Source organism: Caproicibacterium sp. NSD3 (genome assembly GCF_053613275.1).
In genome coordinates, this window is sequence record NZ_CM132119.1 from 1642486 (window position 1) to 1667646 (window position 25161).

Here is a 25161-nt window from a genome sequence, read left to right on the forward strand (position 1 = left end):
TGGAAAAGCGCTTTTTCTTTGATAATCTGCCCACTTTCGTTGCATTTCTGCAGAAAAGGCGATAAAATAAATCTAAATTATGCTATTTTAAGGAGGCTTATAAAATAAAATGAAACTTACTCCCAGACAATTATTGGATCTATATTTGGAGGGAAGAAATCAACCAAACATTCACCGGATCTATACCATGATGGCACCACATCTTGTCTCAATAGATGAAGAAAAACAAAGCTTGATTTTGGGTTTTCCCATCCGCGACTGGCAGCTAAACGATATGGGCAATCTTCACGGCGGAATGATTTTTACTGCCATGGATTCCACGATGGGAACTCTCGCCGGCATTTTTTCTCCCGGCCACGCAGGACCCACAATCCAGCTGAGTATTGATTATGTCTCTCCGATGACAGCAGGCGATGAGCTTCAGGTAGAAGCAGTCATCGACTATACCGGTCATCGGGTCACACAAACCCGTGGAATCGCCCGCAGCGCCAAGACCGGCAAGATTATTGCTTCGTCCCACGCTTCCTTCTTAAGTCAAGGACGCATGGAAGATTAAAAAGCAGCTCGAAATTACAGAATTTTAAAATCACGGAGGTTTCAATTTATGAAGCATACCCCTCAAGAGCTTCTCAACTCTTTTATCGAAAACCGCAACCGCACTGATATTGATACACTCAATACAAAGATGACCCCTCGGCTGATTGCCTTTGATGAACAAAAACAAAGTGTTAAACTGGGATTCCCAATTCGGGAATGGCAGCTGAATCCGCTCAATAACATTCATGGCGGCATCATTGCAACTGCAGCCGATTCCACGATGGGCTGCCTACCTTATATCTTTTCCGAGGGGCACGACGGTCCCACAATCCAGATGAGCCTTAACTATGTTGCTCCTGCCGCTGCCGGCGATGAACTGATCGTCGAAGCGTCTGTCGATCATCTGGGGCACCGCATCTCCCAGACACACTGCACTGTTTACAGCAGAGATACCGGCAGAGTCGTTGCTACAGCCCATGCCTCTTTTCTGGTCAGTGGAAAATCAGCAGACTGATTTTTGCCCTTTTTATAATGGCCTTAGATAAAAATAAAAAGAACCGGGTTCCCGCAAATGAAACGGGCCCGGTTCCTTTTATAAAAAGAAAGAATTTTCGGCGCAGTCTGATTTAGCGAACAGCCTCAAAACCATGCTCAAGGTCATTCAAAATATCATCAATATGTTCCGTGCCAATGGAAAGGCGAATGGTATTCGGCTTGATTCCTGCCGCCAGCAGTTCTTCTTCGGAAAGTTGGCTATGAGTCGTAGAAGCCGGATGGATCACCAGAGATTTTACATCGGCAACATTGGCAAGAAGTGAAAAAAGTTCGAGCGATTCTGTGAATTTCTTTGCTTTTTCCGCGTCACTCTTAATTTCAAAAGTAAAGATGGAGGCAGCTCCGTTTGGAAAATAAGAATCATAAAGCTCTTTTTCACGGCCGGTTGCCAAAGACGGATGGTTAACCCGCTCCACCTGGGGATGATTCTTTAGATAATCGACAACTTTCAGCGCATTTTCTACATGGCGCTCTACCCGCAGAGAAAGCGTTTCGAGACCCTGCAGAAGCAAGAAGGAATTAAACGGAGAAATTGTCGCTCCCTCATCTCTCATGATAGTCGTGCGCAGTTTTGTGATATAAGCTGCATTCCCGCAGGCTTTGCTGAAAATGATGCCATGATAAGAGGGATTCGGCTGAGAAATTCCGGGGAACTTGTCATTCTGAGTCCAGTCAAAATGTCCGCCGTCTACAACAATACCTCCCATTGTGGTTCCGTGGCCGCCGATAAATTTCGTTGCAGAATGCACAACAACATCTGCACCGTATTCGATAGGCCGCAGCAAATACGGCGTTGCAAAAGTATTATCCACGATAAATGGAATTCCATGACGGTGTGCAATCTGTGCAATCGCCGCAAGATCGATTACATTGGAGTTTGGGTTTCCCAATGTTTCTGCGTAGAGTAGCTTTGTATTCTCTTTGATTGCCTTTTCAAAATTTTGCGGGTCAGAAGGATCTACAAAAGTGGTTTCGAGTCCCTGATCTCGCAGCGTATTTGCAAAAAGATTATAGGTACCTCCATAAAGGTCGGAGGAAGATACGATATGATCTCCAACTTTCGTGATATTCTGCACCGCATAAGTAATTGCCGCTGAACCGGTTGCCGTTGCCAATGCACCAACGCCGCCTTCGAGCGCTGCAATGCGCTTTTCAAACACATCGGAGGTCGGGTTCATCAGACGAGAATAGATGTTGCCTGCCTCTGTTAAGCCAAATCTTCCTGCCGCCTGTGCAGAATTTTTAAACACATAAGAGGTCGTTGCATAAATTGGCACCGCTCTGGAATCAGTCGCCGGATCAGGCTTTTCCTGACCGACATGAAGCTGCAAAGTTTCAAATTTATAGTTTTTAGAAGACATGAGAATCTTTCCTTTCCGTTTTTAAAGTCATGTTGATTGTTTTCGTAAAAGCTCAATCACATTCGTCCAAAACGGAAATTATGTCTCAGCAGTTTTTCAAATGTATGTTTCATTAACATCCCACCATTTCTGTTGGTTTGTTAATACAATACCCTCTTTTTCATACTATGTCAATAGGTTTAATATGATTTAATTAAAAAATTAAAATAGGCAAGTCAAATTATTGATCGTTGCATAGCTAAAAACGCCGTGATATAGAAAAAGATCCCTACCAAGAAATATCTTTCGGCAGGGATCTTTAGGCCGTTTTAAGCGGCATCGATTTTTTCATTTTTGCGGCTCTTGCTGCTGTACTAAATCTTTTAATGTAATTCCTTCAAAGAAATCATGAACAAGCGTATCGAGTTTTTCCCACATAGGAAGAGTCCGGCAGATTTCTTTGCGGCTGCATTCATTTTGACTGCCGCTTAAGCAGGCCACCGGCGCAAGATTTCCTTCCGTTTCCTGTAGAATACTTCCGATCGTATATTCTTCCGGTGCACGGGCAAGTTTATAGCCGCCGCCCTTTCCACGCATCCCAATCAGATATTGATTTCTCGAAAGAATTGCAATAATACTCTCCAAATATTTCTCAGAAATTTCCTGTCGCTCAGCAATTTCTTTCAGCGGAACAAAACCTTCTCCGGTATGCTCCGCCAGATCCACCATCACTCGCAGCGCATATCTTCCTCTGGTTGAAATCATCATTGCTTCCGCCCTCTTTCAGTATTTTAATTATACAATAAATCCGATAGGGAAATCAAGCTGCCGCCAAAGATTTCTGTCCCGATAGGACTGGTTCCGCCTTTCTCTTTATGATATAATATCACTACAATATCAAAAATGAGGAGGGAAAAAATGCAGCGGCGATTACTAAATTACTTTAAAAAATCGGACCAGATACTCTGGGGAATTATGCTTATGATCACTGCGTATGGGCTGCTGCTGTTAAGAACGGTCCCTACAGAAGAAGGGCGTCGTCTTTCTTATTTTGCGGTTCAGCTTTTAGCAGCGGTAACCGGATATTTTTTTGCGCTTCTTCTCTCTCTGATCGATTATCGCCAACTAGCCCACTTTTGGTATGTGGTTGCCGTCCTCTGCCTATTCTTGATTCTTTTAACGCAACTTAAAGGACAAACGGTAACAGGTGCCGACGGAGTTTCCGCAAAAGCATGGATTCCATTACCGGGGGGACTGACCTTTCAGCCAAGTGAACTTGTAAAAATCGGCTTTTTAATTACTTTTGGCAATCATCTATTTGTTTTAAAAGAAAAGGGACTGCTCACTTCTCCTCTTCATGTGATTCTGCTTGCCGTTCATGCGATGATTCCTATTATGCTCGTCCATCTGCAGCACGATGACGGCACTGCCATTATTTTCTTCTGCATGTTTTTGTTTATGGCATTTGGCGCCGGAATCCAACTGCGGTATTTTGCGATTCTGGCCGGACTTGTAATCATTGCTTTTCCAATCGCATGGACTTCTGTTCTGGATGTCTATCAACGCAAGCGTTTTCTAATTTTTCTTCACCCGGAAACAGACCCGCTGGGATATGGGCTGCAGCAGCTGCGAGGAAAAATCAGCATCGGCAGTGGGGGCTTTTTCGGAAAAGGTCTTTTCCAAGCTCCCCGCGTCAATTCCGGATTGGTACCGATTCAGCAAAGTGATTTTGTTTTTTCCGTCGCAGGAGAATCTCTCGGATTTGTGGGCTGTATGGCAGTCATCGTACTTCTCGCACTCCTGCTTACCAGAATTTTAAAGGATGCAGGATATTCCACCGATCTTTTGGGAAGCAGTATCTGCATGGGCTACTTTGGAATGATTTTTTCTCAGATGATTTTTAATCTCGGCATGTGTCTCAACCTTTTCCCGGTAATGGGAGTCACCTTGCCATTCTTTAGTGCAGGAGGTTCCTCATCCTCTTGTCTGTATTTTGGTATCGGGCTGGTACAGAGCGTTGTCATTCACAGACGCTCCAGTGACCGCCTGCTCTACACACCCACAAATTGACAAAATGGCAGAAACTTCTTATAATAAAGAACATATTTGCTAATGATAAAATGAAGACAAAAAGGGAATTTTCCCTTTCATGATGATAGGAGGAGTCCGGCATGAAATGGCTGTCTGTAAAAGCCGCAAGGCTGATGACCGCGCTTTGCCGAAAACTGGGCCGTTCCGGCAGTGCATGGCCGGGGGCAGCCGCTAGAGCGGTAGACCCATGGATTTTGAAAAAGCTGGCGGCAGATGTGACCGAAGGAATTATTGTTGTCACCTCTACAAATGGAAAAACCACAGTAAATAATCTTCTTTACCGAGCACTCCAATCGCAGGGAAAACGAGTCGTCTGCAATGCAGAGGGTGCCAACATGACAAATGGCGTTATCGCGGCATTTCTACGAATGGCGGATTCTCATGGAAAGGTACAGGCAGATTGGGCGACTCTAGAGGTGGACGAGCTCTTCACCCGTAAAATCGTCAAAAAAGTGCAGCCAACCTATCTTTTGATTAATAATCTCGTTCGCGATCAGTTGGATCGCTGTGGAGAACTGGATACGGTAGCCGCAACCATTCAAAAAGCTCTTTCGTTTTCTCCCAAAACGACGGTGCTCTATGATGCCGATGACCCTTTGGTCACTTATGTCGCTAAAAACTGTGGGCACCCTGCCAAATCCTTTGGGCTCTGCGAAACACTCGGTTCCTATAAAGGAAAAAATCAGGGCAGTTGTTTTTGTCATTACTGCGGAACCGAATTGCAGTATCACGGCGAACATTATGGCCGTTTGGGAGACTTTTACTGCCCAAATTGTGATTTTGCCCGCCCTAACCCGGATTATCAGCTGAAAGATCTGACGATCGGATTTGGGGAGCAGACTGAATTTTCAGTCAACGGAGAAATGATTCAGAGTCATTTGCCCGGAATTTATAATGTCTATAATGTACTTGCTGCCTATACAGCCGCTCATGAAGCAGGAGTTTCCACACAAAAGTTTCAGGAAGCACTCGATCATTACCATCCTCAGAATGGGCGAATGGAATTTTACCAGAATTTTAAAAAACCGTTGGTCTTAAACCTGATTAAGAATCCGGATGGCACCAATCAGGCTATTTCTGTTGTTTTGCAGGACCCGCGTCCAAAAGCTGTTATCATGATTATTAATGACCACGATAATGACGGCAATGACCCTTCTTGGTTATGGGATACCGATATTGATTTGATGGCCTCCCAAAAAGAAAACACCTATTATGCCTGTGGGATTCGAAGAAACGATCTGCAGGTTCGCATGAAATACGGTGGACTGCAGGCAAAGCTCTGCGAAACCGTACAAGAAGCAATTAATGATGCACTCTCGGGTGACCGAGAGGTCGTCTATATCCTTCCGAATTACTCTGCGCTTGCCCCCACCAAAAATTTTCTTGACCATTTGGTATCAAATGAAAAGGAGGGAGCATAATGGAAAACCGTAAAATTACGATTGGACATCTGTTGCCGGATCTTTTAAATCTTTATGGGGATGACGGCAACATTCTTTGCCTCTCCAAACGAGCTCAATGGCGCCAAATTGGGGTGGAGCATCGGGATTATTGTCTTCACGATCCGGTGGATTTTGAAAACTTAGATATTCTTTTTATCGGCGGCGGCCCTGATCGGGAACAATCCATTGCGATGGATTATATTCACTCGCTTCGCTCTCCAATTTCCGATTATATCGAACGCGGTGGTGTATTGCTTGCAATCTGCGGCGGCTATCAGTTTCTTGGCCGCTCCTATATGGCCGCTGATGGTTCTAAAGTAGATGGTCTTGGACTTTTGGATTTGGAGACAGTCAATGGCCATGGAAGATTGATTGGCAATTTAATTATTAAGACTTCTCTCTGTGAAATGCCCGTTGTCGGATTTGAAAATCATGGCGGACGCACTTCGCTTGGCCCTAATGTTAATCCGTTGGGAAAAGTACTCTATGGAAAAGGAAACAATGGACGCGATGGCGGCGAAGGCGTTCTTTATAAAAATGTAATTGGCACCTACCTGCATGGCCCACTTCTAAGCAAAAACCCACAGTTGTGTGACCATCTTCTATCTGCTGCCCTTCAAAATCGCTGGGGAGACGGCACTCTCGCTCCTTTGGACGATACCATAGAAAAAAATGCAAATGCTTATATTCAGCAGCGGTTTTTACATGCTCTGAAAAAATAAAAAAGCCTCCGATTTTTCGGAGGTGATAAAGAAATAATTACTTTGGTAAAACCGGCGTGGCATAAGTCACGCCGGTTTTGCTGTATTTAAGATATTTTGTTCGCTATACAGGGGGATGCGGATTATTTAAACATTTCTATTCCGCCCATGACCACAATCATAATAAAAAGCACAGGCTGGAGAACCTTTTCCAACTTGCTCTTATCTATTCGCTTAAGAAGGACCGGACCGATGAAAGCGCCGCAAACTGTACCAATAGTAAGAAGTCCTACAAGTTTCCAATCTATACTCCCGATTCCAAGATGCGTAATAAAGCCAGTAAGAGCGATACCGAATAGCACAAGGACAGAGGTCCCCACCGTTTCGAGCGCTTGACATCCAAGAATCATCAGCCCCGCGATAATCGGACCGCCGCCGCTGAGGCCGACAAGCCCAGACATAACTCCACCGAGCAGCCCAAAGCAGGCTGCTTTAACAGTGTTGGATTTCTTATGGGTCTGATCGGTTTTCCGCACATTGCCTTTTTTCTTTATGTATGAAACGAGCATCTGTACGGCAAGGAGCAGTAAAATTGCTCCGGTAACCTTATTATATAGGCTTTCCGGCAAGAATCCAGAACACAGGGAACCTACGATGGATCCGACCACGCCGCCAATCAGCATGGTAAGCCCAAAATGCCAGTTCACATTTCCGGCTTTCCAGTGGCTGAAAGTCCCCACTGCTGTAGTTGGAATCGTTGTTGCAAGAGAGGTAGATGCCGCGATGCCAGGTGGAATATTGAAAAAAACAGTTAGAATCCCTACATAAACGGCTCCGCCTCCGCCCCCAAGCGAAATGATCAGTAAGCCGACCACAAATCCTACGATAGGTAATGCAATATATTGAGACATTTTAAGCATCTTCTTTTGTATTTATAGTCGATATCAGGCGTAAAACCAGCTGTTCGTAGCTTTTATCTACATTTGCTTCGGTACTTTGGAAAAAGCCTGCCTCTTCAAGTGAAACAAAGCCATGAAGTGCGCTGCGGAATCCGCGGACAAAACTGATCATCTCTTCTTGGCTGTAATGATATGGTTCCATCACCTGATATAAAATGCGAACAACGGCATGACCTGCCTCCTGAACATTGCTGTCATTATAGGTAGGAAATCTCAAAATTGCTTTGTAAAGTTCAGGATTTTCTTTCGCAAATTTACGATATGCAGAAGCAATTGCCATCAAAGCATTTTCTTTTGACCGACCGACTGCCGCGCTGCGAATAGCATCTTCAAGCCTACTGATAGCAAGCTTTGCAATACCCGATGAGAGTTCCTGCAATCCGCTCAAATGATTGTACAGTGATGGTGGTTTTACACCGAGTTTTTCCGCGACCTGAAGCAACGAAATATTTTCAAGCCCCTTTTCTTCGGCCAGCTCTGCTGCTGCATTTAGGATTGTTTGTGAATCCAAGCCTTTTTTTGTGCTCATGCTATGCCTCCTCTCAAACTAACGTAAATACATCATAGACTAATCATATTAGTTTGTCAACAGTCATAGATGATTCCGTTTATCTTTTCTTATGCTGCTACCAATTCTCTTCATAGATAAACATGATTCATGATAAGTTTGTCCGTATATTATCCTCTGCCCTTCTTCGGAGGCTTTTTTTATGGCACCATTACGTTTGCACAAAGGATCTCCGCATTGCCTGTCGTTCTCATTTGAAATCCCCACGCACCATATCCGCGGGTGACTGCCAGAATAAAATTGTTTTCCCGGTAAATACCATTTGAAGGAGTTTGATAGTGCAGTTTAAAAATAGAATGAACGATCAAATCTCCGGGCCAAATCTGGCCATTATGCGTATGCCCCGAAATTTGCAGCAAAGCACCATCTTTTTCTGATTCACGATAATCCTGTGGCTGATGATCAAGTACCAAAAGAGGTAAATCTGTATTTTGACCTTTTAAGATCTGAGAAATGGGCATCCTTGAATGACTTTTTCCACCGACCGCATAATCATCACGTCCCAGCAGAAGAAGCTTTCCATCAATGTTTTTTGTTTGATTGCAAAGCAGCTCAACACCGCTTCCCTGATAAAAGGCTCTCATCTGCTCAGGGGTATTATACTTATATTCATGATTTCCCATAATCGCATAGACTCCATAACTGGACTTTATCAAGGAAATTTCTTTTGTAAAAGTCTCTTTGTCGGCTTGATCTGCTCGATCATCCAAAACATCTCCGGCAAAAAGTACAAGATCGGGATTTAGATCATTGATTCGCTCCACCATTTTCTTCAAATCTAATGTACCGCCCACTGTACTATAATGAAGATCAGAGAGTGCCACCACCCGCATTTTTTCCTTTCCCTCATGGCCAGCAGAAAAAGAGGTAACCGTCGGATTCTGCAATGCCCAGAATCCCCAACAACAAATTCCAATGCTAAAAATTGCGCCTACTGCAAGTTTATAAATTTGAAAACGCGGTGTTAAAAAGCGTTCTTTCTGATGCAGAGCAGCTCCCAAAATTTTCTGGAGCAGCCTTAGAACCACCAGACTGATCAAAAAATAGATCAAAAATCCCATGACCCAAAAGCCAGCTGCCGAAAGCCATCTTAGGGAACGCACTGGAAATAAAAATTGATAAATAGAGCCCATTGGAATGATTTCCAATATAAAGCAGATGCCCCCAAAAAAATTTTTCTTAATTCCTGAAAAATTCTGTGAAACGATCCGCCAGATCCAACGGTCGAACAGCAGCATAAAAAAGAGATAAGCTACCGTTCCCAAAGCAAACAAAAGCACATCTGTCAAAAAAGGAAACCTTCCTCCTGATTATTTTTTAATAAAGCGGCACATATCCTCCGTTTTTCCACACTCGCCAGCAAGTAAAAAGGAAATCCCCTAAAATTAAAAGAGTTGTCCCCAAAAACCAAGCTTTTCTCCGACTGGGCAAAACAGAATCGGCCCAGCGATTAATTTTTGGAATCACAAACAAAGGATAAATTCCTCCGGCCAACCCCCAAAAAATACTGACCGGAAGCGAAATATATCGAAAGCTTAATGGAAAAACTCCTTCATAACACCACAGTTGGATCCCAAATCGTTCTAAAATCAACCCGCTGAATCCTTCGAAAACGGTTCCAGCAGCTGCTACCACAAAAAAAAGGCGCCAAAAATTTTTAGCGGAAGGCTTCGGCGATTTTCCCATTAAAAGATAAAAAAAGATTCCAACTGCATAAATTGGGCAAAAAGGCAAACTGAGAAATCCTCTGTCCTGCAAAGAGTGATATAAGATTGAACAAAAAACAGTTTCCATGGTCCAACCAAAAACACCGGCCCAAAGGCAGTTCCAAAAAATTCGAAAATTTTTCTTAGAAGAAACAATTTTAGAAATCCAATTCATGGATTTTTCACGATATTGTTTCATTACAGAATTCCTTTCTTTTCCGCTTTTACCATTTTTCATATTTATAATTAATATATCATATCCACGTTTTTTTGGCAAATTCATTTTTAAAAATATACCAATTAATCTGCATGATCTTTCCTTCTGCCCTTCTTGCCAAACTGTTGAAAAGCGTGCATAATAAGAGCATAAAAATTAGCCTTTATACCAATTATCAGGAGGATTTCTCAGATGAAAAAACAACTATCTGAACGCATTCGGAATACACTTCGTATCGTGCTCAATGATTCGCTGTTTTCAAAGCAAGCAACTCTGAGCAGCGCCAAAATAGAGCACTTTCTTTCTGATACAGATTGGATCGATTCTATGGAATCCGCCCTGTTCCCGATCAATCAAAGACTAACCTGCACCCAAATTCTCGAATGCTGTGAGGCCCCCCTCTCCAATATCTCACCCATTCCGGAAGAAGGCTGGCTATCTTTTTCCTTTCAGTTTGCAAAAAATATCATGTTTCCTGAACAAGCATTTCGTCAGCGGGCAGAAGAATACCGCAATGGTGCGCTTTGCTTTCTAAATATTTTGCAGGTTCTTTTTGATTATGAGCGAAAAGCATTGCCGTTTGACCCGTTTATGGATTTCCATTTTGTTCCTCAGGAAGTGCTTACCGACAGGGACGACGTTCAAAAATACGGTCATTTTCTCGATGTCTTCCGCAAAGAATTTGTTTACGAACTGATGAGACTTGGCGCCGAAGTAACCCCGTACCCTCTGCTTTATCATGTCGCCGGTGTTCATTATGTAGCGATGAATGCTGCAAAAGGACTTGATCATGCAGGCGTTCCCATTAACCTTTCTTTGGTTTCTACCGCTGCTGCAGGACACGATTTTGGAAAATTTGGCTGCAAAGTTCCGCAGCGGGTTCCTTATCAGCACTATTACTATACCGATCAATGGTTCTCTTCGCGTCATCTAAACGCAGCCGGCCGTATTGCCGCAAACCACTCTACATGGGATCTAGAACTGGAAAATTTAACGGCAGAATCCCTATGTTTGATCTATGCCGATTTTCGAGTCAAACAGGTCCGAGATAACAAAGGCCTTGAACATTCAAAAATCTTTTCCCTTCAAGAGTCTTTTGAGGTCATTCTTAATAAGCTCGATAACGTAGATGCTGCTAAAAAGCGCCGCTATGAATTTGTCTATGGAAAGCTGCGCGATTTTGAGGACTACATGCGTCGTCTGGGCATTGATGTGGATTTTACTGGAGAGACAATCACCCCAAAGCGAAAGATCAGCGCAGCACTTCTTGATGAAACAGAAATCACCGAAGAAATCATGATGCGCTGCATCGATCACAACCTGCGCCTGATGCACCGCATGAACAGCGGCCGACATTTTGGGAATATCTTGGAAGCTGCTCACAGTGAAAAAGACTGGAAAAAACTGCGGGCCTATTTAAACATTCTCGAAGAATATTCTATTTATCTTAGTCAACATCAAAAGGTTCAGATGCTCAGTTTCTGCTATGAACTGTTAATGCACAAAGAAGGAGCAATTCGTCTGCAGGCGGCAGAGCTTATGGGTATGCTTTTGGCAAAGTTCAAACTCGGCTATCGAAAAGAACTGCCAGCAGACGTTTCCTCCGATCCAAAGGAGCAAACCCCCTTTACTCTTTGGACACGATTTTTAGACATGCTTATTTATCCGGACCATAAAATAACTACCCCGCAACGTGATCGAATCGGATATTCTGCAAAACGTGTAATTGCTTCTCTTTTGGAAAATTGTCAAAAACAGGATACTCCTTATTTTATGAACGCTATTATGCGTTATTATATTGCTCCCCAAAAAGTTCCTACAGATATCGCTTTTGTTCTGCTCAATCTTCTTCCCGATTCCGCTTTCTCCCTTTGCTCTGAATCTGTACTTGATCTCTTAACGCAATTTGCGGGATATTTCTGCTTAAATGGAAATCAGCTTCACTTGCAGGTTTCTGCCCTGCAGTTTTTGATGCGCATGACCGATGCACTGCCGACCGACAGTCACTGCCGCCATCACGCCGGAAGCATTGCACTTTCAGTCCCCTATGAAGACAGCCTTTCCCTCACCTTCTTGCAGTGCCATATTTTACAGAATGCCGGAATGGACGCAAGCCGTCAGGAACATAAGCTTTATAAAGAAAATATTCTGAACGAAATTTTCCGGGAAGATTTAAAGCCTTCTGTTCATTGGTCGGTCAAAATCGTCAATATTGAACTTTTGATGGATCAAGTGAAAGAGCGGCATCTGGAAAATCCAACTCACATTGCAGCACATCTTGCTAATTTGATTCGAATCAGCGAATGGGCGGTTGTCCGAGATGAGGCCGGGTCCGCATTGGTCGACCTGATTCCAATGTTGGAACCGGATCAACGAACAGAAATTGTTCTGGAACTTACCCGCAGTTTGGAAGGCAGCGAATACGAATTTTCAAAAGAAATTCCTGCTTATCTCGGCAGACTTGCGCTCTATCTTGATCCGGAATCTTTGGAAGGATTAATTGGCCGTCTTCAACGTCTTTCAGGCAGTTCTAATCTTCATACAGTTTCCGGAGCATTAGGCGTTGTCGGGGCAATGCTTGCTTCTTTTCCCTCTTATCAGACTCGATTTCCTCAATCAAAAGAGATATTCGATGAATATAAAAAGCGTCTTATGGGATTATTGCTTTCCGGCCTTGCACACTTTCAGCAATCGGTACAGCAGGAATCTCTGCTGATTATCGGAAAAATGATTTTTGCTTCTCCGGAACTTTCCAACGAATCCAAAGCAGACTTGTTTTCTCTCAGCGCAAAAAAAATTCTATTTCTTCTTGACGAAAGCCCCGAAAATGAACTTTCCTTTCTTTATCGGGCTGCCGCATTTTCGCATATTTATCGTTTCCTTTCGTTTTATCGGCTGGATCATAAATTTCCTGTTTTTCCAAAGCAGAAAAAGATTGCTTTCTTTCCCGGCACTTTCGATCCTTTCACTCTTTCTCATAAAGAGATTGTCCGAAAGATTCGGGACCTTGGATTCGAAGTTTTTCTTGCGATTGATGAATTTTCATGGTCAAAAAAGACACAGCCGCATCTGATTCGCCGTGAAATCGCTAAAATGTCTATTGCAGATGAGTTTAATGTCTACCTCTTCCCAGATGAAATTCCGGTAAATATTGCGAACCCAAATGACTTGAAACATTTAAAAAATGTTTTTTTGGACAGAGAACTTTATATGGTTGTTGGCAGTGATGTTGTGCGCAATGCTTCCTCCTACCGCACGCCACCTTCAGAAAACTCCATTCATAGCATGAACCACATTATTTTCAGCCGTCTGGAAAGTGGAAAAGCAGCAGCCTCTGAAGATCAAAAGGCACAGGCCAAAATTACTGGAGAAATGATTCATCTTCAGCTTCCGGAGCATTTAGAAGACATCAGTTCTACTAAAATCCGTGACAATATCGACTTAAATCGGGACATCTCCAATCTGATTGACCCAATCGTAAAAGATTTTATTTATGAAAATAGTTTGTATCTGCGTGAGCCGCCTTATAAACCGCTCGAATCTGCAGAAGGGCTACATTTTCAGGAAATTTCCTCCGATAATCAAAATTTCGTTGGCCCCACAGAAAAAAGCATTCTGCTCTTAAATTCTGAAGAAAAAGATCAACTGCTCGGAGATCTTACGATGTCCATTATTTCTCCCAGCGATTTATTTGATGTTCTTCACGATCTTTCACTGGCAGATCAGATTCGCCGCAGAACAAGCGGTAAAATTCTTTTGATTACCGGAGTTCATACGCTTGCACCATGGAAAACGCAAAATATTGACCAGTTGCTATTATCGGAAGCACTTTCTTCTGCACTGCGTCAGCATTGTGGATTTGCGCTATTTTTACCTCGTTATTCCGATTATTCCCCTGATCTGATTTCTACGCTCCGCCGACTTGGATTTTCAGAAGCCGGATCGAATCGTCTCGGCGTACCGTGCATGGCTGTTGACATGCACGCTCCAATTGTTTTGATTCAAAACCTCGAAACTACGATTAAAGAACCGCTTAGTTCTAGTCCCGAGCTTCTCAAAACAATTGGAGAAGCCCATAATCGCCTGCTCTTGACTCTTACGGAACTCTATCCCGGAAATTTGGTACTTCCTTTTTCTGCAGAGATCATTTATCATCGCCTAGTTGAAAAGATCACTGCTGCAAACAATGTTCCAAATACGGTAACCGTCCCACGGACACTGGGAAAATCCATGTGTGTTCCATTCGGCAAAATTCTACGCGGAAAAGTAATTCCTAACACCGTCACAAAAACGCTGCATACGGATAAAGTCTTTTCGCCGGATAGCACTTCCAGCCGAATTGAATCATTTCCACACTACACCCCCATTGAAAGCCAAGTGCGGTGTATCAAGTCCTTTGACCGTCCCGTCATTCTCGTAGATGATTTGATCCATGAAGGGGATCGTATCCGCGCATTGGATCCAATTTTTCGCCGTCAACAAATTCCGATCCAAGAAGTTTTGGTCGGCATTCTTTCTGCGCGCGGCCGCGATCTGATGAAGTTGCAGGGACACCCGGTAGACAGCGTTTACTACATTCCGAATTTGCGGCAATGGTTTGTGGAATCCACTCTTTATCCCTTTATCGGCGGCGATACTGTTCACCGCAGCAGTAACCCGGTGCCAGGACTACAGCCCTCTATTAACCGTTTTTTGCCCTATGCAATTCCAGAAGACTCCGGAGAATATTCCAAACAGGCAATCTTTTCTCTTTCCCGCTGCTGTATCGAAAATGCCATTGCTGTATTTCGAGTTCTGGAATCTCAGTATCGAGAGAAGTTTTCTCAAAATCTCACGCTTAACCGCCTTCCTGAGGCAATTATTCTGCCGCTGTGCCCGGACAAAGGTAGCAGAATCTATTACGATCCAAATCTTCCAGTCACAAGTTATCTTCAAAATGATCTCGAAATGCTGATGCGCATGCAAAATCTGATGATTTAATCGGATGTTCTAAGAGAGGTGTAATTGATATGTTTTACTATTACGAAAAAGATGGTCTGCAGCTTTGCAGTCTCAATCCGAATCTGCCGCTTGTAAAATCCAAGTGTCCCAAATCCGGAGATGCACCTACTGTTTTTCTTTTTGAACGGGATCCCCAAAGTTGCCGTGCAGCATTCTCTGTAAACCATCCGGGACAAATTTTGGCAAAGGAAGAAGATATTCGTTTTTTGGATGCTTCCCGCATGCCCCAAGGAGCAGTTGATCCGTTCCTTTCGGAGCAAATTTCAAAAGGGCATTTGCGAGCTGTCAATTTTCGCCATCCCCGTTGGCCTGAATTGCTGAATTCTCGTGAAAGTTCTGGAAAAAAGCGAATCAATTTACTGGCAATCGGAGACGTCGGCAGTACCCTTTTGATCGGTTTATGTCTGCTTGGAAGAGACCAGATTTCTTCTATTGGCATTTGCGATATTTCAGAAAAAGTAACCGCACGATGGGCGATGGAAATGAATCAGATTTCTCTGCCATGGAATTATGATGCTTTTCCTTCCGTAGAAGTGATCTCTCCAGATCAACTTTTCGATTGTGATCTTTTCGCTTTTATTGCTTCTAAAGGGATTCCTCCTGTAGGCTCCGGTGTAAAAGACGTCCGTATGGCACAATTCGAGGCCAATTCAGCGATTGTTTCTCACTATGCAAAGCTTGCTCGGGAAAAACACTATCAGGGACTTTGGGCCGCGGTGAGCGACCCGGTGGATCCCCTCGCCAAAACCGCTTTTCTTGCAAGTAATCAAAATGAACATGGTGAATTCGATGGACTCGGACTGTTCCCGCAGCAAATTCAGGGGTATGGGCTTGGTGTTATGAATGCACGTGCAGCGTACTATGCGAAAAGGGATCCGCGCTTTACGGATTTTTTGTCGGAAGGTCGCTCTTTTGGCCCGCACGGAAGCGATTTAGTCATTGCGAATTCCATTTCGCATTATGACGATACTCTCTCCAAAGAATTGACGCAGCTAACGGTTACTGCCAATTTAAAAATGCGTGAAATCGGTTATAAACCTTATGTAGCCCCTGCAATTTCATCCGGCGCTCTTTCACTGCTCCTCACCCTGGAAGGAAGATGGCACTGCGGTTCCGTTTATCTTGGCGGTGCTTTTATGGGCGTCAAAAATCGCTACACATCCACCGGAGTAGAAACCGAGGTCCTGCCGAAAATTCCGGATCTACTGTTTGACCGCATTGAAAATGCGTCTAAAAATTTGCGTTCACTGATCTAAAAGGGGGGTAATCGATTTGGAATCTTCCTTATTACTCTTTCGTCCAAAAGCTTCCGAAGACGTGAAAACGAACCGCCTACAGCAAGTGTTGGATTATGCTCTTCAGGAAATCTCTTATGACACGATAGAATTTGCTAATCAACTTTCTCCTTTAAACCATCGAAAAATTTTGTTTGCAATTGATCTTGGAAACTCTGGAATTAATTTTGAATACTATCATTTTTTAAAATGGCTGCGCACGCATTCCAATAGCCTTTGTGGCTGTACTGCCGGAATTTTGGTTGATGGAGGAAGTGAACTCTATACAAAATCCATCGCAAGCGAACTAGTCTTTTCTGCGAACCTTGCAGGTTGTGCTTTTGTTGGCCGCCCTTTGGTAGAAGGTACCCGCACACTGGACAACTTTACGATTTTATCACAAAACATGGGAACCGATTCTTTTGGTGCTTACCAGGAAAGCGCGCGTATCTTAGTAAAACGCCTTTTAGAAAACTCATTTCCCGTCCATAAAAGGCCAAACATACTGGCTCTTCACGCCTCAATCCGTCAAACTTCCAATACACTGGCACTCTGGCAACAGGTAAAAATAAAAATTGAAAGTTCCTGTGATCTAACTGAAATCAATGTTCGAAACGGTGCTGTTTCGGATTGTGCAGGATGTCCTTACACAACTTGTCTTCATTTCGGTGAAGAAGGGCGCTGCTTTTATGGTGGTGTAATGGTAGAACAAGTCTTCCCTGCAATCAAAAAAGCGGATGCACTTGTCATGTTGTGCCCCAATTATAACGATGCCATCTCTGCAAACTTAACAGCCTTAGTCAATCGCCTAACAGCATTATTTCGTCAAACTCGTTTTTATGACAAAGCGGTCTTTGCAATCATTGTCTCCGGATATTCTGGAAGTGATCTGATTGCTAGACAACTAATTGCTGCACTCAATATGAATAAAAGTTTTTATTTGCCGGGAAATTTTGCTATGCTTGAAACCGCAAATAACGCCGGCACCGCTTTAAAATTACCTGGAATTGATGACCGCATTGAATTCTTTTGCAATCAGATCATTTCAGTCTTAAAAGGATAGTACAGTCTATAAAATTCTTTATCTTCTTCACAGCAAAAAGGCCCCCGATTTTTTTCGGGTGCCTTTTTTTCATAAGAAAACAGACAGAGCTTGTTGGGAACTCTGTCTGTTATTAGGGAGCGATCGGCCAATAGTGCCGGTGCGGTAAAAATCAGGTTGAATGAAGGGATTTTCTAGAATCATTGATCCTTTTTGGTCCCTTTAACAATGTTCTGCTATCCAGCAGCTTATTCAAAGTTTCGCTTTATTACTGTGAAACCGGAACCATAAAAGGTCCCGGTTTCACAATCAACCTCTTGAGTTGTTCAATAAAGAATGTACTTCAAATTAGTAGCAAATTCCCTGTGCCAGCATAGCATCAGCAACTTTCTTGAAGCCTGCGATGTTTGCGCCGGCAACAAGGTTGTAGCCTAGGCCATACTCTTCTGCTGCTGCAACGGAAGAATCATAGATATTCTTCATGATGCTGTGCAGACGCTCGCCAACTTCTTCTGCTGTCCAGCAGATATGTTCTGCGTTCTGGCTCATTTCCAATCCGGAAACAGCAACGCCGCCCGCGTTAACTGCCTTGGAAGGAGCTACGATCATATTTTTCTGACCCATCAAATAGACCAATGCTTCGTTGGTTGTCGGCATATTAGCAACTTCGATGTAATATTTAATATGATTATTGACAATCTTCTTTGCTTCTTCAAGGTCTACATCGTTCTGAGTTGCGCAAGGCATTACGATGTCAACTTTGCGTTCCCAAGGTTTCTTGCCAGCAACAAACTCGCAATGGAACTTGTCAGCATAATCCTGAACCTTGTCGTGACCGCTTGCACGCATCTGGAGCATGAAGTCCAATTTCTCTTTGGTTGTTACACCATCGGGATCATAGATGTAGCCGTCAGGGCCAGACAGGGTAACTGCCTTGCCGCCGAGTTCTGCAATCTTTGTTGCTGCGCCCCATGCTACGTTGCCGAAGCCTGCCAGTGCAATGTTCTTACCTTTTACTTCTTCGCCTTCATGACGGAGAACTTCTTGCAGATAGTAAACAGAACCGAAGCCCGTTGCTTCCGGACGTACCAAGCTGCCGCCGAAGGAAAGGCCCTTGCCGGTGATGGTTCCGTTTTCAAAAGCTCCACGGATACGGCGATACTGGCCATACAGGAAACCAATCTCACGTCCGCCAACTCCAAGGTCGCCTGCCGGAATATCTACATCAGGTCCAATATGACGATACAGTTCGGTCATGAAGGACTGGCAGAAACGCATAACTTCTGCATCGCTCTTTCCACGAGGATCAAAGTCGGAACCGCCCTTTGCACCGCCCATCGGCAGTGTGGTCAAGCTGTCCTTAAAGGTCTGCTCGAAGCCGAGGAATTTCATGATCGAAAGGTTTACGGAAGGAGCAAACCGGAGTCCGCCCTTGTAAGGTCCGATAGCGCTGTTGTACTGTACACGGAATCCACGGTTTACCTGTACCTTACCTGCATCATCTACCCATGTTACACGAAACTGAATTACACGCTCAGGCTCAGCCATACGCTCGAGCAGTGCAGCTTTTTCATATTCCGGATGAGCATCCACGACCGGTGCCAATGAAGAATAAACTTCTTCCACCGTCTGCAGGAATTCAGGCTCATTCGCATTCTTCTTTTTCAGGTCAGCAATTACTCTGTCAACATACTTGCTCATAATTTGATTTACCTCCGTTTGTTAATACTTTTTGTTCCTTTTCCTACAAAAAAAGCCTTCTTCTTTTCATAACCTCTTTAAGTCATTGAAAAAAAGCTCATTTTGCTGTCTTGAAGTCAATCCAAAGCAAACTTTTGCACAGCAAAGCAAAAATCTTTGCACTGCATGATCTCTTTTTTACAGTTACTGCAAAACTGTAAAATACAACCATACTGTACAATGCCACATGGCCCTGAAAACAACTCTTAAGGATTAATCTATCTTAATATTTCAATCCCCTACCACTTGTTTTCATTTATATTGTTCATCCGACTTTCAGAATTCTACAAAAAAATACAGATCTTCAAAAATATTTTTGTACTTTTGACGTAATCAACAGTTTCTTTCTCAACTATTCATCACAATCACAAAAACATTTCTCTCATTCTTTTCCGAATCCTCTGAAAGCTTCTCAACTTAAAGCCACGGATCGACTTCCTTTTCTTGCCTCACCCCCTTTCCTTCTATTTCATCTCTTCTGATCCTCTTTACCCTTGTTCCGTCAGGATCATCAAGCCGTCTATAAATTTCTTGATATTGATTTTTCCTCCGCGCTCTCGTTTCCCTCGAATAAAATCCATCTCTGCCCGGATTTCTTCAAATGGAAACAGGCTCCCTGAATAGCGCTCAAACGTTTCGTTCAAAGCAAAAAAGGAAAACATCCGAAAATGTTTTCCTTTTTGCAAACAGAGATATAAACTTAAGCCAAGAAGTTTATAAAGGCTGTAATAATAATTGCATTGAAGAAGTCAATAAACATACCACCAACGATGGGGAGAATGAAGTATGCACGGGGTGCAGGACCATATTTGGAAGTTACAGCATCCATATTGGCCATGCCGTTTGGAGTAGCGCCCATGCCGAATCCACAATGGCCGGCGGCCAAAACAGCAGCTTCGTAATCTTTGCCCATAATTCTGAATGTTACAAAGCGAGCATACACATACATGAGCACGCACTGTGTGAGCAGGATTACCAACAGCGGCAACGCCATTGCGGCCAGCTGCCACAACTTCAAATCACAAAGAGCTTCTGCCAAGAAGATTTGTAAACCAATATCGCCTAAAACGGCTATTTCTTGCGGACGAGTTGCAAAAGCTTTTCCGGAATCCGATTTGAAAATATTACGCATTAAAACAGCAATTAACATAGAACCAATGTAAGCAGGGACTGTAAACCCAGTCTTATTAATCAACAGCGATACAACGTTGCCAATACCAATTGCAATCGCAATTTGGAAAAAGGCATCACAGAAATTACGACTGCTAATCGGTTCTACTTTTCCGGTAAGTGCTTCCAGATCCCCTGCTGACTCATCATTGCTCGCTGCTTTAGGATGAAGGTCATATTTACTAATCAGTCCCGCTGCAGTAGGCCCGCCAATCAAGCTGCCGGAAATCAATCCAAATGTTGCCGCAGCAACTGCAATCGTAGTAGCTCCTTGCAGCCCTGCTTGCTCCATTACAGGTCCGTATGCAGCAGATGTAGCATGACCACCAGTCATAGAAACAGAACCTGCGCACAAGCCAACCAATGGATTCTGTCCCATTGCACTCGCAATTCCGGCGCCGACAGCATCCTGAATAATACAGAGGATTGCAGAGACGATTAAGAAGATAACGACTCCAATTCCTCCCTTTTTCAGAACCTCAACACTTGCACTGAATCCGATTGTCGTGAAGAACAAGATCATAAAAAGATCTTTAAAATCCATTCCCAGGGTAAACATGAAGGCTCCGGCTTCATAGCCAATCAGGTTTACAATAGCAAAAATCAAGCCGCCAACAACTGGCGCAGGAATACAAAATTTCTTTAAAAAGCCAACTTTGTTAACTATATAACGTCCACATAGCAAAACAAAAACACATAAACCTAACGTCTGATAAGCGTTAAGCTTTATTTCAAAAGGTGTCATATCTAACTTTCCTCCCAATAAATTTCATCTAAGAAACAACACAATCAATCTACGCTTGCTTTCTTTCTCCTAAAAAAATGATCAACAGCAGATCATTTCCTTTTTATCACCTAAAAAGTTACAACACGCATTTGATTTGATTCAGGATCTTAAAAATTATTTTAGTTTGAATTTTCTTGGGCTGTAATTGGATACGCAGTTTTAATCCCCAATTTTTTTACCAAAGCATCATAAGGAGAGGCGACACCGCTTGTAAAAATCCTTAGCGATCCTTTGCCAGAAACATTCAATAAATCTTTCGATTCCAAGTAATCATGCACTGCTCGTGCCTGCTCAACAGCTGGATCTATAAACGTCATCCCGCTGGGCGATACTTCTTCGAATGTATTTGTAACAATTGGGTAGTGCGTACAGCCCAAAATAATATGTTTAATATTTCGGTCCTGTTCCAGTAGCTTTTTCACATGTAATGAAACTTCGTCTGTAATTTCTTTTCCTTCATATTTTCCCTGATCGATCAAAGCAGCTAAATTAGGGCTTCCTTCTCCATAAACCTTCATAGAAGGATTATATTGATGAATTAAATCTTGATAAACCCCAGTTTTAATCGTAAATGCAGTAGCTATAATTCCTACTGCATCGAGATTTTCTTTCGCTATTTTTCGAGATGCAGGTTGCACGATCCCAATAATTGGAAAAGAAAAATCGTCTTGAAACTGATCAATAATGGTCGAAATTGTATTACAAGCTACAGCTACTAATTTAACATTTTCTTTTTGCAGAAATTTAAGCATCCGACATGTAAGTGAAACTATCTCATCTTGAGAACGGTTTCCATATGGACAGTTAGCACTATCTCCGTAGTACACAAGATTTTCCCCCGGTAGTAAACGTTGCAGTTCCTTTACTACCGTTAATCCACCCACCCCGGAGTCAATGACCCCTATTGGATTTTCTTCTTGCACACTTCTCACTTCTCTTTCGTAAAATCGAAATTGCTCCATAAACAAAACAGGTTTTTTCAAGCTTGCCCCGTTGACTATCTGCCTGCATGTTATGAAAACGCTTTTGAAAACTTTCGGTGCCAAATGTCGATAAATAAAACAAGAGAACATCTTTTTACATTTCTCGATTTTAGCACTAAAAGTCTTCCATTCCCATTTTTACAAAAGATCGCTTTGGATTAAACTTTATTTTATTATAACTAATCTGAATGAAAAAATCAATAACTTTAGAGACTTTTTCTATAATATCATTCATATGGTTACGTTATTTTATTTATCATACAATAAATTGTTAAGAAACTGTAAAATAAGTCCTATAAAAAATTCTTTATTTTCAAAAATCCACTTCAATAAAAAATGCTGATTACTCGGGGAGTTCATGTTCTTTTCTCTAAAAAAAGAATTTAAGACCAGTTCAGCCTTAAATAATTTTATCGACTATTTAAGATTTTTCTGTAGAGTGTTCCATTCTATTTTTTATTTCATATTACTTTTTATTTTTGCTGTTTAAATTTATATTTGATTGCTTTTCCTTATGAAGCATAGACATCTTTTTAAACAAAAATTTTTATAAAATTTTCAGCGAAATCAATTTATAAATCTATAAGCGTTCCAAAGTTAGAACATTTAAAAAACTCTTTAGATAGTCCAATACTAGCTAGCAGAAAATTTTTTCAATTATTGACACTCTTCCAAGTTAGCTATTATCATGCATCAAAAATTGACATTTTTAAATTGTTTGAATTTTGTAAATCTTTTCCTTTTTCAAATAAGCTTTTTATCTAAGTGTCATATAACAAGTGAATCAGCATAATCATCATTGAATTCTTTTGCAATCAGATCATTTCGGTCTTAAAAGGATAGTACAGTCTATAAAATTCTTTATCTTCTTCACAGCAAAAAGGCCCCCGATTTTTTTCGGGTGCCTTTTTTTCATAAGAAAACAGACAGAGCTTGTTGGGAACTCTGTCTGTTATTAGGGAGCGATCGGCCAATAGTGCCGGTGCGGTAAAAATCAGGTTGAATGAAGGGATTTTCTAGAATCATTGATCCTTTTTGGTCCCTTTAACAATGTTCTGCTATCCAGCAGCTTATTCAAAGTTTCGCTTTATTACTGTGAAACCGGAACCATAAAAGGTCCCGGTTTCACAATCAACCTCTTGAGTTGTTCAATAAAGAATGTACTTCAAATTAGTAGCAAATTCCCTGTGCCAGCATAGCATCAGCAACTTTCTTGAAGCCTGCGATGTTTGCGCCGGCAACAAGGTTGTAGCCTAGGCCATACTCTTCTGCTGCTGCAACGGAAGAATCATAGATATTCTTCATGATGCTGTGCAGACGCTCGCCAACTTCTTCTGCTGTCCAGCAGATATGTTCTGCGTTCTGGCTCATTTCCAATCCGGAAACAGCAACGCCGCCCGCGTTAACTGCCTTGGAAGGAGCTACGATCATATTTTTCTGACCCATCAAATAGACCAATGCTTCGTTGGTTGTCGGCATATTAGCAACTTCGATGTAATATTTAATATGATTATTGACAATCTTCTTTGCTTCTTCAAGGTCTACATCGTTCTGAGTTGCGCAAGGCATTACGATGTCAACTTTGCGTTCCCAAGGTTTCTTGCCAGCAACAAACTCGCAATGGAACTTGTCAGCATAATCCTGAACCTTGTCGTGACCGCTTGCACGCATCTGGAGCATGAAGTCCAATTTCTCTTTGGTTGTTACACCATCGGGATCATAGATGTAGCCGTCAGGGCCAGACAGGGTAACTGCCTTGCCGCCGAGTTCTGCAATCTTTGTTGCTGCGCCCCATGCTACGTTGCCGAAGCCTGCCAGTGCAATGTTCTTACCTTTTACTTCTTCGCCTTCATGACGGAGAACTTCTTGCAGATAGTAAACAGAACCGAAGCCCGTTGCTTCCGGACGTACCAAGCTGCCGCCGAAGGAAAGGCCCTTGCCGGTGATGGTTCCGTTTTCAAAAGCTCCACGGATACGGCGATACTGGCCATACAGGAAACCAATCTCACGTCCGCCAACTCCAAGGTCGCCTGCCGGAATATCTACATCAGGTCCAATATGACGATACAGTTCGGTCATGAAGGACTGGCAGAAACGCATAACTTCTGCATCGCTCTTTCCACGAGGATCAAAGTCGGAACCGCCCTTTGCACCGCCCATCGGCAGTGTGGTCAAGCTGTCCTTAAAGGTCTGCTCGAAGCCGAGGAATTTCATGATCGAAAGGTTTACGGAAGGAGCAAACCGGAGTCCGCCCTTGTAAGGTCCGATAGCGCTGTTGTACTGTACACGGAATCCACGGTTTACCTGTACCTTACCTGCATCATCTACCCATGTTACACGAAACTGAATTACACGCTCAGGCTCAGCCATACGCTCGAGCAGTGCAGCTTTTTCATATTCCGGATGAGCATCCACGACCGGTGCCAATGAAGAATAAACTTCTTCCACCGTCTGCAGGAATTCAGGCTCATTCGCATTCTTCTTTTTCAGGTCAGCAATTACTCTGTCAACATACTTGCTCATAATTTGATTTACCTCCGTTTGTTAATACTTTTTGTTCCTTTTCCTACAAAAAAAGCCTTCTTCTTTTCATAACCTCTTTAAGTCATTGAAAAAAAGCTCATTTTGCTGTCTTGAAGTCAATCCAAAGCAAACTTTTGCACAGCAAAGCAAAAATCTTTGCACTGCATGATCTCTTTTTTACAGTTACTGCAAAACTGTAAAATACAACCATACTGTACAATGCCACATGGCCCTGAAAACAACTCTTAAGGATTAATCTATCTTAATATTTCAATCCCCTACCACTTGTTTTCATTTATATTGTTCATCCGACTTTCAGAATTCTACAAAAAAATACAAATCTTCAAAAATATTTTTGTACTTTTGACGTAATCAACAGTTTCTTTCTCAACTATTCATCACAATCACAAAAACATTTCTCTCATTCTTTTCCGAATCCTCTGAAAGCTTCTCAACTTAAAGCCACGGATCGACTTCCTTTTCTTGCCTCACCCCCTTTCCTTCTATTTCATCTCTTCTGATCCT

Annotated in this window: 19 protein-coding genes; 8 read left to right on the forward strand and 11 right to left on the reverse strand. The window is 42.7% G+C overall.

The window, feature by feature from the left end:
- The first annotated feature begins 109 nt into the window (after positions 1-109).
- Together ACVS9P_RS07970 and ACVS9P_RS07975 are read left to right on the forward strand one after the other, a co-directional pair.
- Positions 110-556, forward strand: a complete 447-nt coding sequence (locus ACVS9P_RS07970) for a PaaI family thioesterase (RefSeq protein ID WP_452103051.1) — start codon at positions 110-112, stop codon at positions 554-556.
- A 48-nt stretch (positions 557-604) separates the two neighbouring features.
- On the forward strand, positions 605-1051 hold the full coding sequence (locus ACVS9P_RS07975; RefSeq protein WP_452103052.1) for a PaaI family thioesterase: 447 nt from the start codon (positions 605-607) through the stop codon (positions 1049-1051).
- Between the two features lie 112 nt (positions 1052-1163).
- Here the strand turns inward: ACVS9P_RS07975 and ACVS9P_RS07980 are convergent, their stop codons facing one another.
- Positions 1164-2453: an O-acetylhomoserine aminocarboxypropyltransferase/cysteine synthase family protein gene (locus ACVS9P_RS07980; RefSeq protein ID WP_452103053.1), complete on the reverse strand. Its 1290-nt coding sequence runs from the start codon at positions 2451-2453 to the stop codon at positions 1164-1166.
- Positions 2454-2780: 327 nt separating this feature from the next.
- On the reverse strand, positions 2781-3200 hold the full coding sequence (locus ACVS9P_RS07985; RefSeq protein ID WP_452103054.1) for an RrF2 family transcriptional regulator: 420 nt from the start codon (positions 3198-3200) through the stop codon (positions 2781-2783).
- A 150-nt stretch (positions 3201-3350) separates the two neighbouring features.
- On the opposite strand from ACVS9P_RS07985, the gene ACVS9P_RS07990 reads away from it, so the two are divergent.
- The 3 genes from ACVS9P_RS07990 to ACVS9P_RS08000 all read left to right on the forward strand — a co-directional run bounded on the left by ACVS9P_RS07990 (position 3351) and on the right by ACVS9P_RS08000 (position 6687).
- Positions 3351-4502 (forward strand): FtsW/RodA/SpoVE family cell cycle protein, encoded by a 1152-nt coding sequence (locus tag ACVS9P_RS07990; protein ID WP_452103055.1) that lies wholly within the window; start codon positions 3351-3353, stop codon positions 4500-4502.
- A gap of 101 nt (positions 4503-4603) precedes the next feature.
- Positions 4604-5944 carry a MurT ligase domain-containing protein gene (locus ACVS9P_RS07995; protein WP_452103056.1) on the forward strand — a complete coding sequence of 447 codons (1341 nt, stop codon included), beginning with the start codon at positions 4604-4606 and terminating at the stop codon, positions 5942-5944.
- On the forward strand, positions 5944-6687 hold the full coding sequence (locus tag ACVS9P_RS08000) for a type 1 glutamine amidotransferase (RefSeq protein WP_452103057.1): 744 nt from the start codon (positions 5944-5946) through the stop codon (positions 6685-6687). Before ACVS9P_RS07995 ends, ACVS9P_RS08000 begins: the two co-directional genes overlap by 1 nt.
- A 122-nt stretch (positions 6688-6809) precedes the next feature.
- Here ACVS9P_RS08000 and ACVS9P_RS08005 read toward each other — a convergent pair whose 3' ends face one another.
- The 4 genes from ACVS9P_RS08005 to ACVS9P_RS08020 form a co-directional block, all read right to left on the reverse strand.
- Positions 6810-7577 (reverse strand): sulfite exporter TauE/SafE family protein, encoded by a 768-nt coding sequence (locus ACVS9P_RS08005; protein WP_452103058.1) that lies wholly within the window; start codon positions 7575-7577, stop codon positions 6810-6812.
- Position 7578: 1 nt separating this feature from the next.
- On the reverse strand, positions 7579-8154 hold the full coding sequence (locus ACVS9P_RS08010) for a TetR/AcrR family transcriptional regulator (protein ID WP_452103059.1): 576 nt from the start codon (positions 8152-8154) through the stop codon (positions 7579-7581).
- Positions 8155-8333: 179 nt separating this feature from the next.
- Complete coding sequence (locus ACVS9P_RS08015; RefSeq protein WP_452104687.1) at positions 8334-9473, reverse strand: metallophosphoesterase; 1140 nt, start codon at positions 9471-9473, stop codon at positions 8334-8336.
- Positions 9474-9510: 37 nt separating this feature from the next.
- The gene (locus ACVS9P_RS08020) at positions 9511-10098 is read right to left on the reverse strand and encodes a putative ABC transporter permease (RefSeq protein WP_452103060.1); all 588 of its coding nucleotides are present in this window, start codon (positions 10096-10098) and stop codon (positions 9511-9513) included.
- Positions 10099-10308: 210 nt separating this feature from the next.
- On the opposite strand from ACVS9P_RS08020, the gene ACVS9P_RS08025 reads away from it, so the two are divergent.
- The 3 genes from ACVS9P_RS08025 to ACVS9P_RS08035 are packed head-to-tail and all read left to right on the forward strand — an operon-like array spanning position 10309 to position 17454.
- Positions 10309-15096 carry a cytidyltransferase-related domain protein gene (locus ACVS9P_RS08025; protein ID WP_452103061.1) on the forward strand — a complete coding sequence of 1596 codons (4788 nt, stop codon included), beginning with the start codon at positions 10309-10311 and terminating at the stop codon, positions 15094-15096.
- A 29-nt stretch (positions 15097-15125) separates the two neighbouring features.
- Positions 15126-16373, forward strand: coding sequence for a lactate dehydrogenase (locus tag ACVS9P_RS08030; protein WP_452103062.1), 1248 nt, complete (start codon positions 15126-15128; stop codon positions 16371-16373).
- 16 nt (positions 16374-16389) lie between these two features.
- On the forward strand, positions 16390-17454 hold the full coding sequence (locus tag ACVS9P_RS08035; RefSeq protein WP_452103063.1) for a flavodoxin family protein: 1065 nt from the start codon (positions 16390-16392) through the stop codon (positions 17452-17454).
- 327 nt (positions 17455-17781) lie between these two features.
- On the opposite strand, the gene gdhA (ACVS9P_RS08040) is transcribed toward ACVS9P_RS08035, so the two are convergent.
- The 5 genes from gdhA (ACVS9P_RS08040) to gdhA (ACVS9P_RS08060) all read right to left on the reverse strand — a co-directional run bounded on the left by gdhA (ACVS9P_RS08040) (position 17782) and on the right by gdhA (ACVS9P_RS08060) (position 24636).
- The gene (gene gdhA / locus ACVS9P_RS08040) at positions 17782-19134 is read right to left on the reverse strand and encodes an NADP-specific glutamate dehydrogenase (RefSeq protein WP_452103064.1); all 1353 of its coding nucleotides are present in this window, start codon (positions 19132-19134) and stop codon (positions 17782-17784) included.
- 527 nt (positions 19135-19661) lie between these two features.
- Complete coding sequence (locus ACVS9P_RS08045; RefSeq protein ID WP_452103065.1) at positions 19662-19835, reverse strand: DNA-binding domain-containing protein; 174 nt, start codon at positions 19833-19835, stop codon at positions 19662-19664.
- A gap of 38 nt (positions 19836-19873) precedes the next feature.
- A complete protein-coding gene (gene gltS, locus ACVS9P_RS08050) occupies positions 19874-21088 on the reverse strand; it encodes a sodium/glutamate symporter (RefSeq protein ID WP_452103066.1) in 1215 nt (404 codons plus the stop codon).
- Positions 21089-21249: 161 nt separating this feature from the next.
- A complete protein-coding gene (murI, locus tag ACVS9P_RS08055) occupies positions 21250-22113 on the reverse strand; it encodes a glutamate racemase (RefSeq protein WP_452103067.1) in 864 nt (287 codons plus the stop codon).
- A gap of 1170 nt (positions 22114-23283) precedes the next feature.
- Positions 23284-24636 carry an NADP-specific glutamate dehydrogenase gene (gdhA, locus tag ACVS9P_RS08060; protein ID WP_452103064.1) on the reverse strand — a complete coding sequence of 451 codons (1353 nt, stop codon included), beginning with the start codon at positions 24634-24636 and terminating at the stop codon, positions 23284-23286.
- Positions 24637-25161 lie beyond the last annotated feature (525 nt).

Excerpts from the sequence above, each read along its gene's own strand:
- ACVS9P_RS07970 (WP_452103051.1), top strand. The coding sequence starts at position 110 with ATGAAACTTACTCCCAGACAATTATTGGATCTATATTTGGAGGGAAGA.
- ACVS9P_RS08045 (WP_452103065.1), bottom strand. The coding sequence starts at position 19,835 with ATGTTTTCCTTTTTTGCTTTGAACGAAACGTTTGAGCGCTATTCAGGG.
- ACVS9P_RS07985 (WP_452103054.1), bottom strand. The coding sequence starts at position 3,200 with ATGATGATTTCAACCAGAGGAAGATATGCGCTGCGAGTGATGGTGGAT.
- gltS (WP_452103066.1), bottom strand. The coding sequence starts at position 21,088 with ATGACACCTTTTGAAATAAAGCTTAACGCTTATCAGACGTTAGGTTTA.
- ACVS9P_RS08010 (WP_452103059.1), bottom strand. The coding sequence starts at position 8,154 with ATGAGCACAAAAAAAGGCTTGGATTCACAAACAATCCTAAATGCAGCA.
- ACVS9P_RS07995 (WP_452103056.1), top strand. The coding sequence starts at position 4,604 with ATGAAATGGCTGTCTGTAAAAGCCGCAAGGCTGATGACCGCGCTTTGC.
- gdhA (WP_452103064.1), bottom strand. The coding sequence starts at position 24,636 with ATGAGCAAGTATGTTGACAGAGTAATTGCTGACCTGAAAAAGAAGAAT.
- ACVS9P_RS07980 (WP_452103053.1), bottom strand. The coding sequence starts at position 2,453 with ATGTCTTCTAAAAACTATAAATTTGAAACTTTGCAGCTTCATGTCGGT.
- ACVS9P_RS08000 (WP_452103057.1), top strand. The coding sequence starts at position 5,944 with ATGGAAAACCGTAAAATTACGATTGGACATCTGTTGCCGGATCTTTTA.
- gdhA (WP_452103064.1), bottom strand. The coding sequence starts at position 19,134 with ATGAGCAAGTATGTTGACAGAGTAATTGCTGACCTGAAAAAGAAGAAT.
- ACVS9P_RS08030 (WP_452103062.1), top strand. The coding sequence starts at position 15,126 with ATGTTTTACTATTACGAAAAAGATGGTCTGCAGCTTTGCAGTCTCAAT.
- ACVS9P_RS07975 (WP_452103052.1), top strand. The coding sequence starts at position 605 with ATGAAGCATACCCCTCAAGAGCTTCTCAACTCTTTTATCGAAAACCGC.
- ACVS9P_RS08005 (WP_452103058.1), bottom strand. The coding sequence starts at position 7,577 with ATGTCTCAATATATTGCATTACCTATCGTAGGATTTGTGGTCGGCTTA.
- ACVS9P_RS08025 (WP_452103061.1), top strand. The coding sequence starts at position 10,309 with ATGAAAAAACAACTATCTGAACGCATTCGGAATACACTTCGTATCGTG.
- ACVS9P_RS08020 (WP_452103060.1), bottom strand. The coding sequence starts at position 10,098 with ATGAAACAATATCGTGAAAAATCCATGAATTGGATTTCTAAAATTGTT.
- ACVS9P_RS07990 (WP_452103055.1), top strand. The coding sequence starts at position 3,351 with ATGCAGCGGCGATTACTAAATTACTTTAAAAAATCGGACCAGATACTC.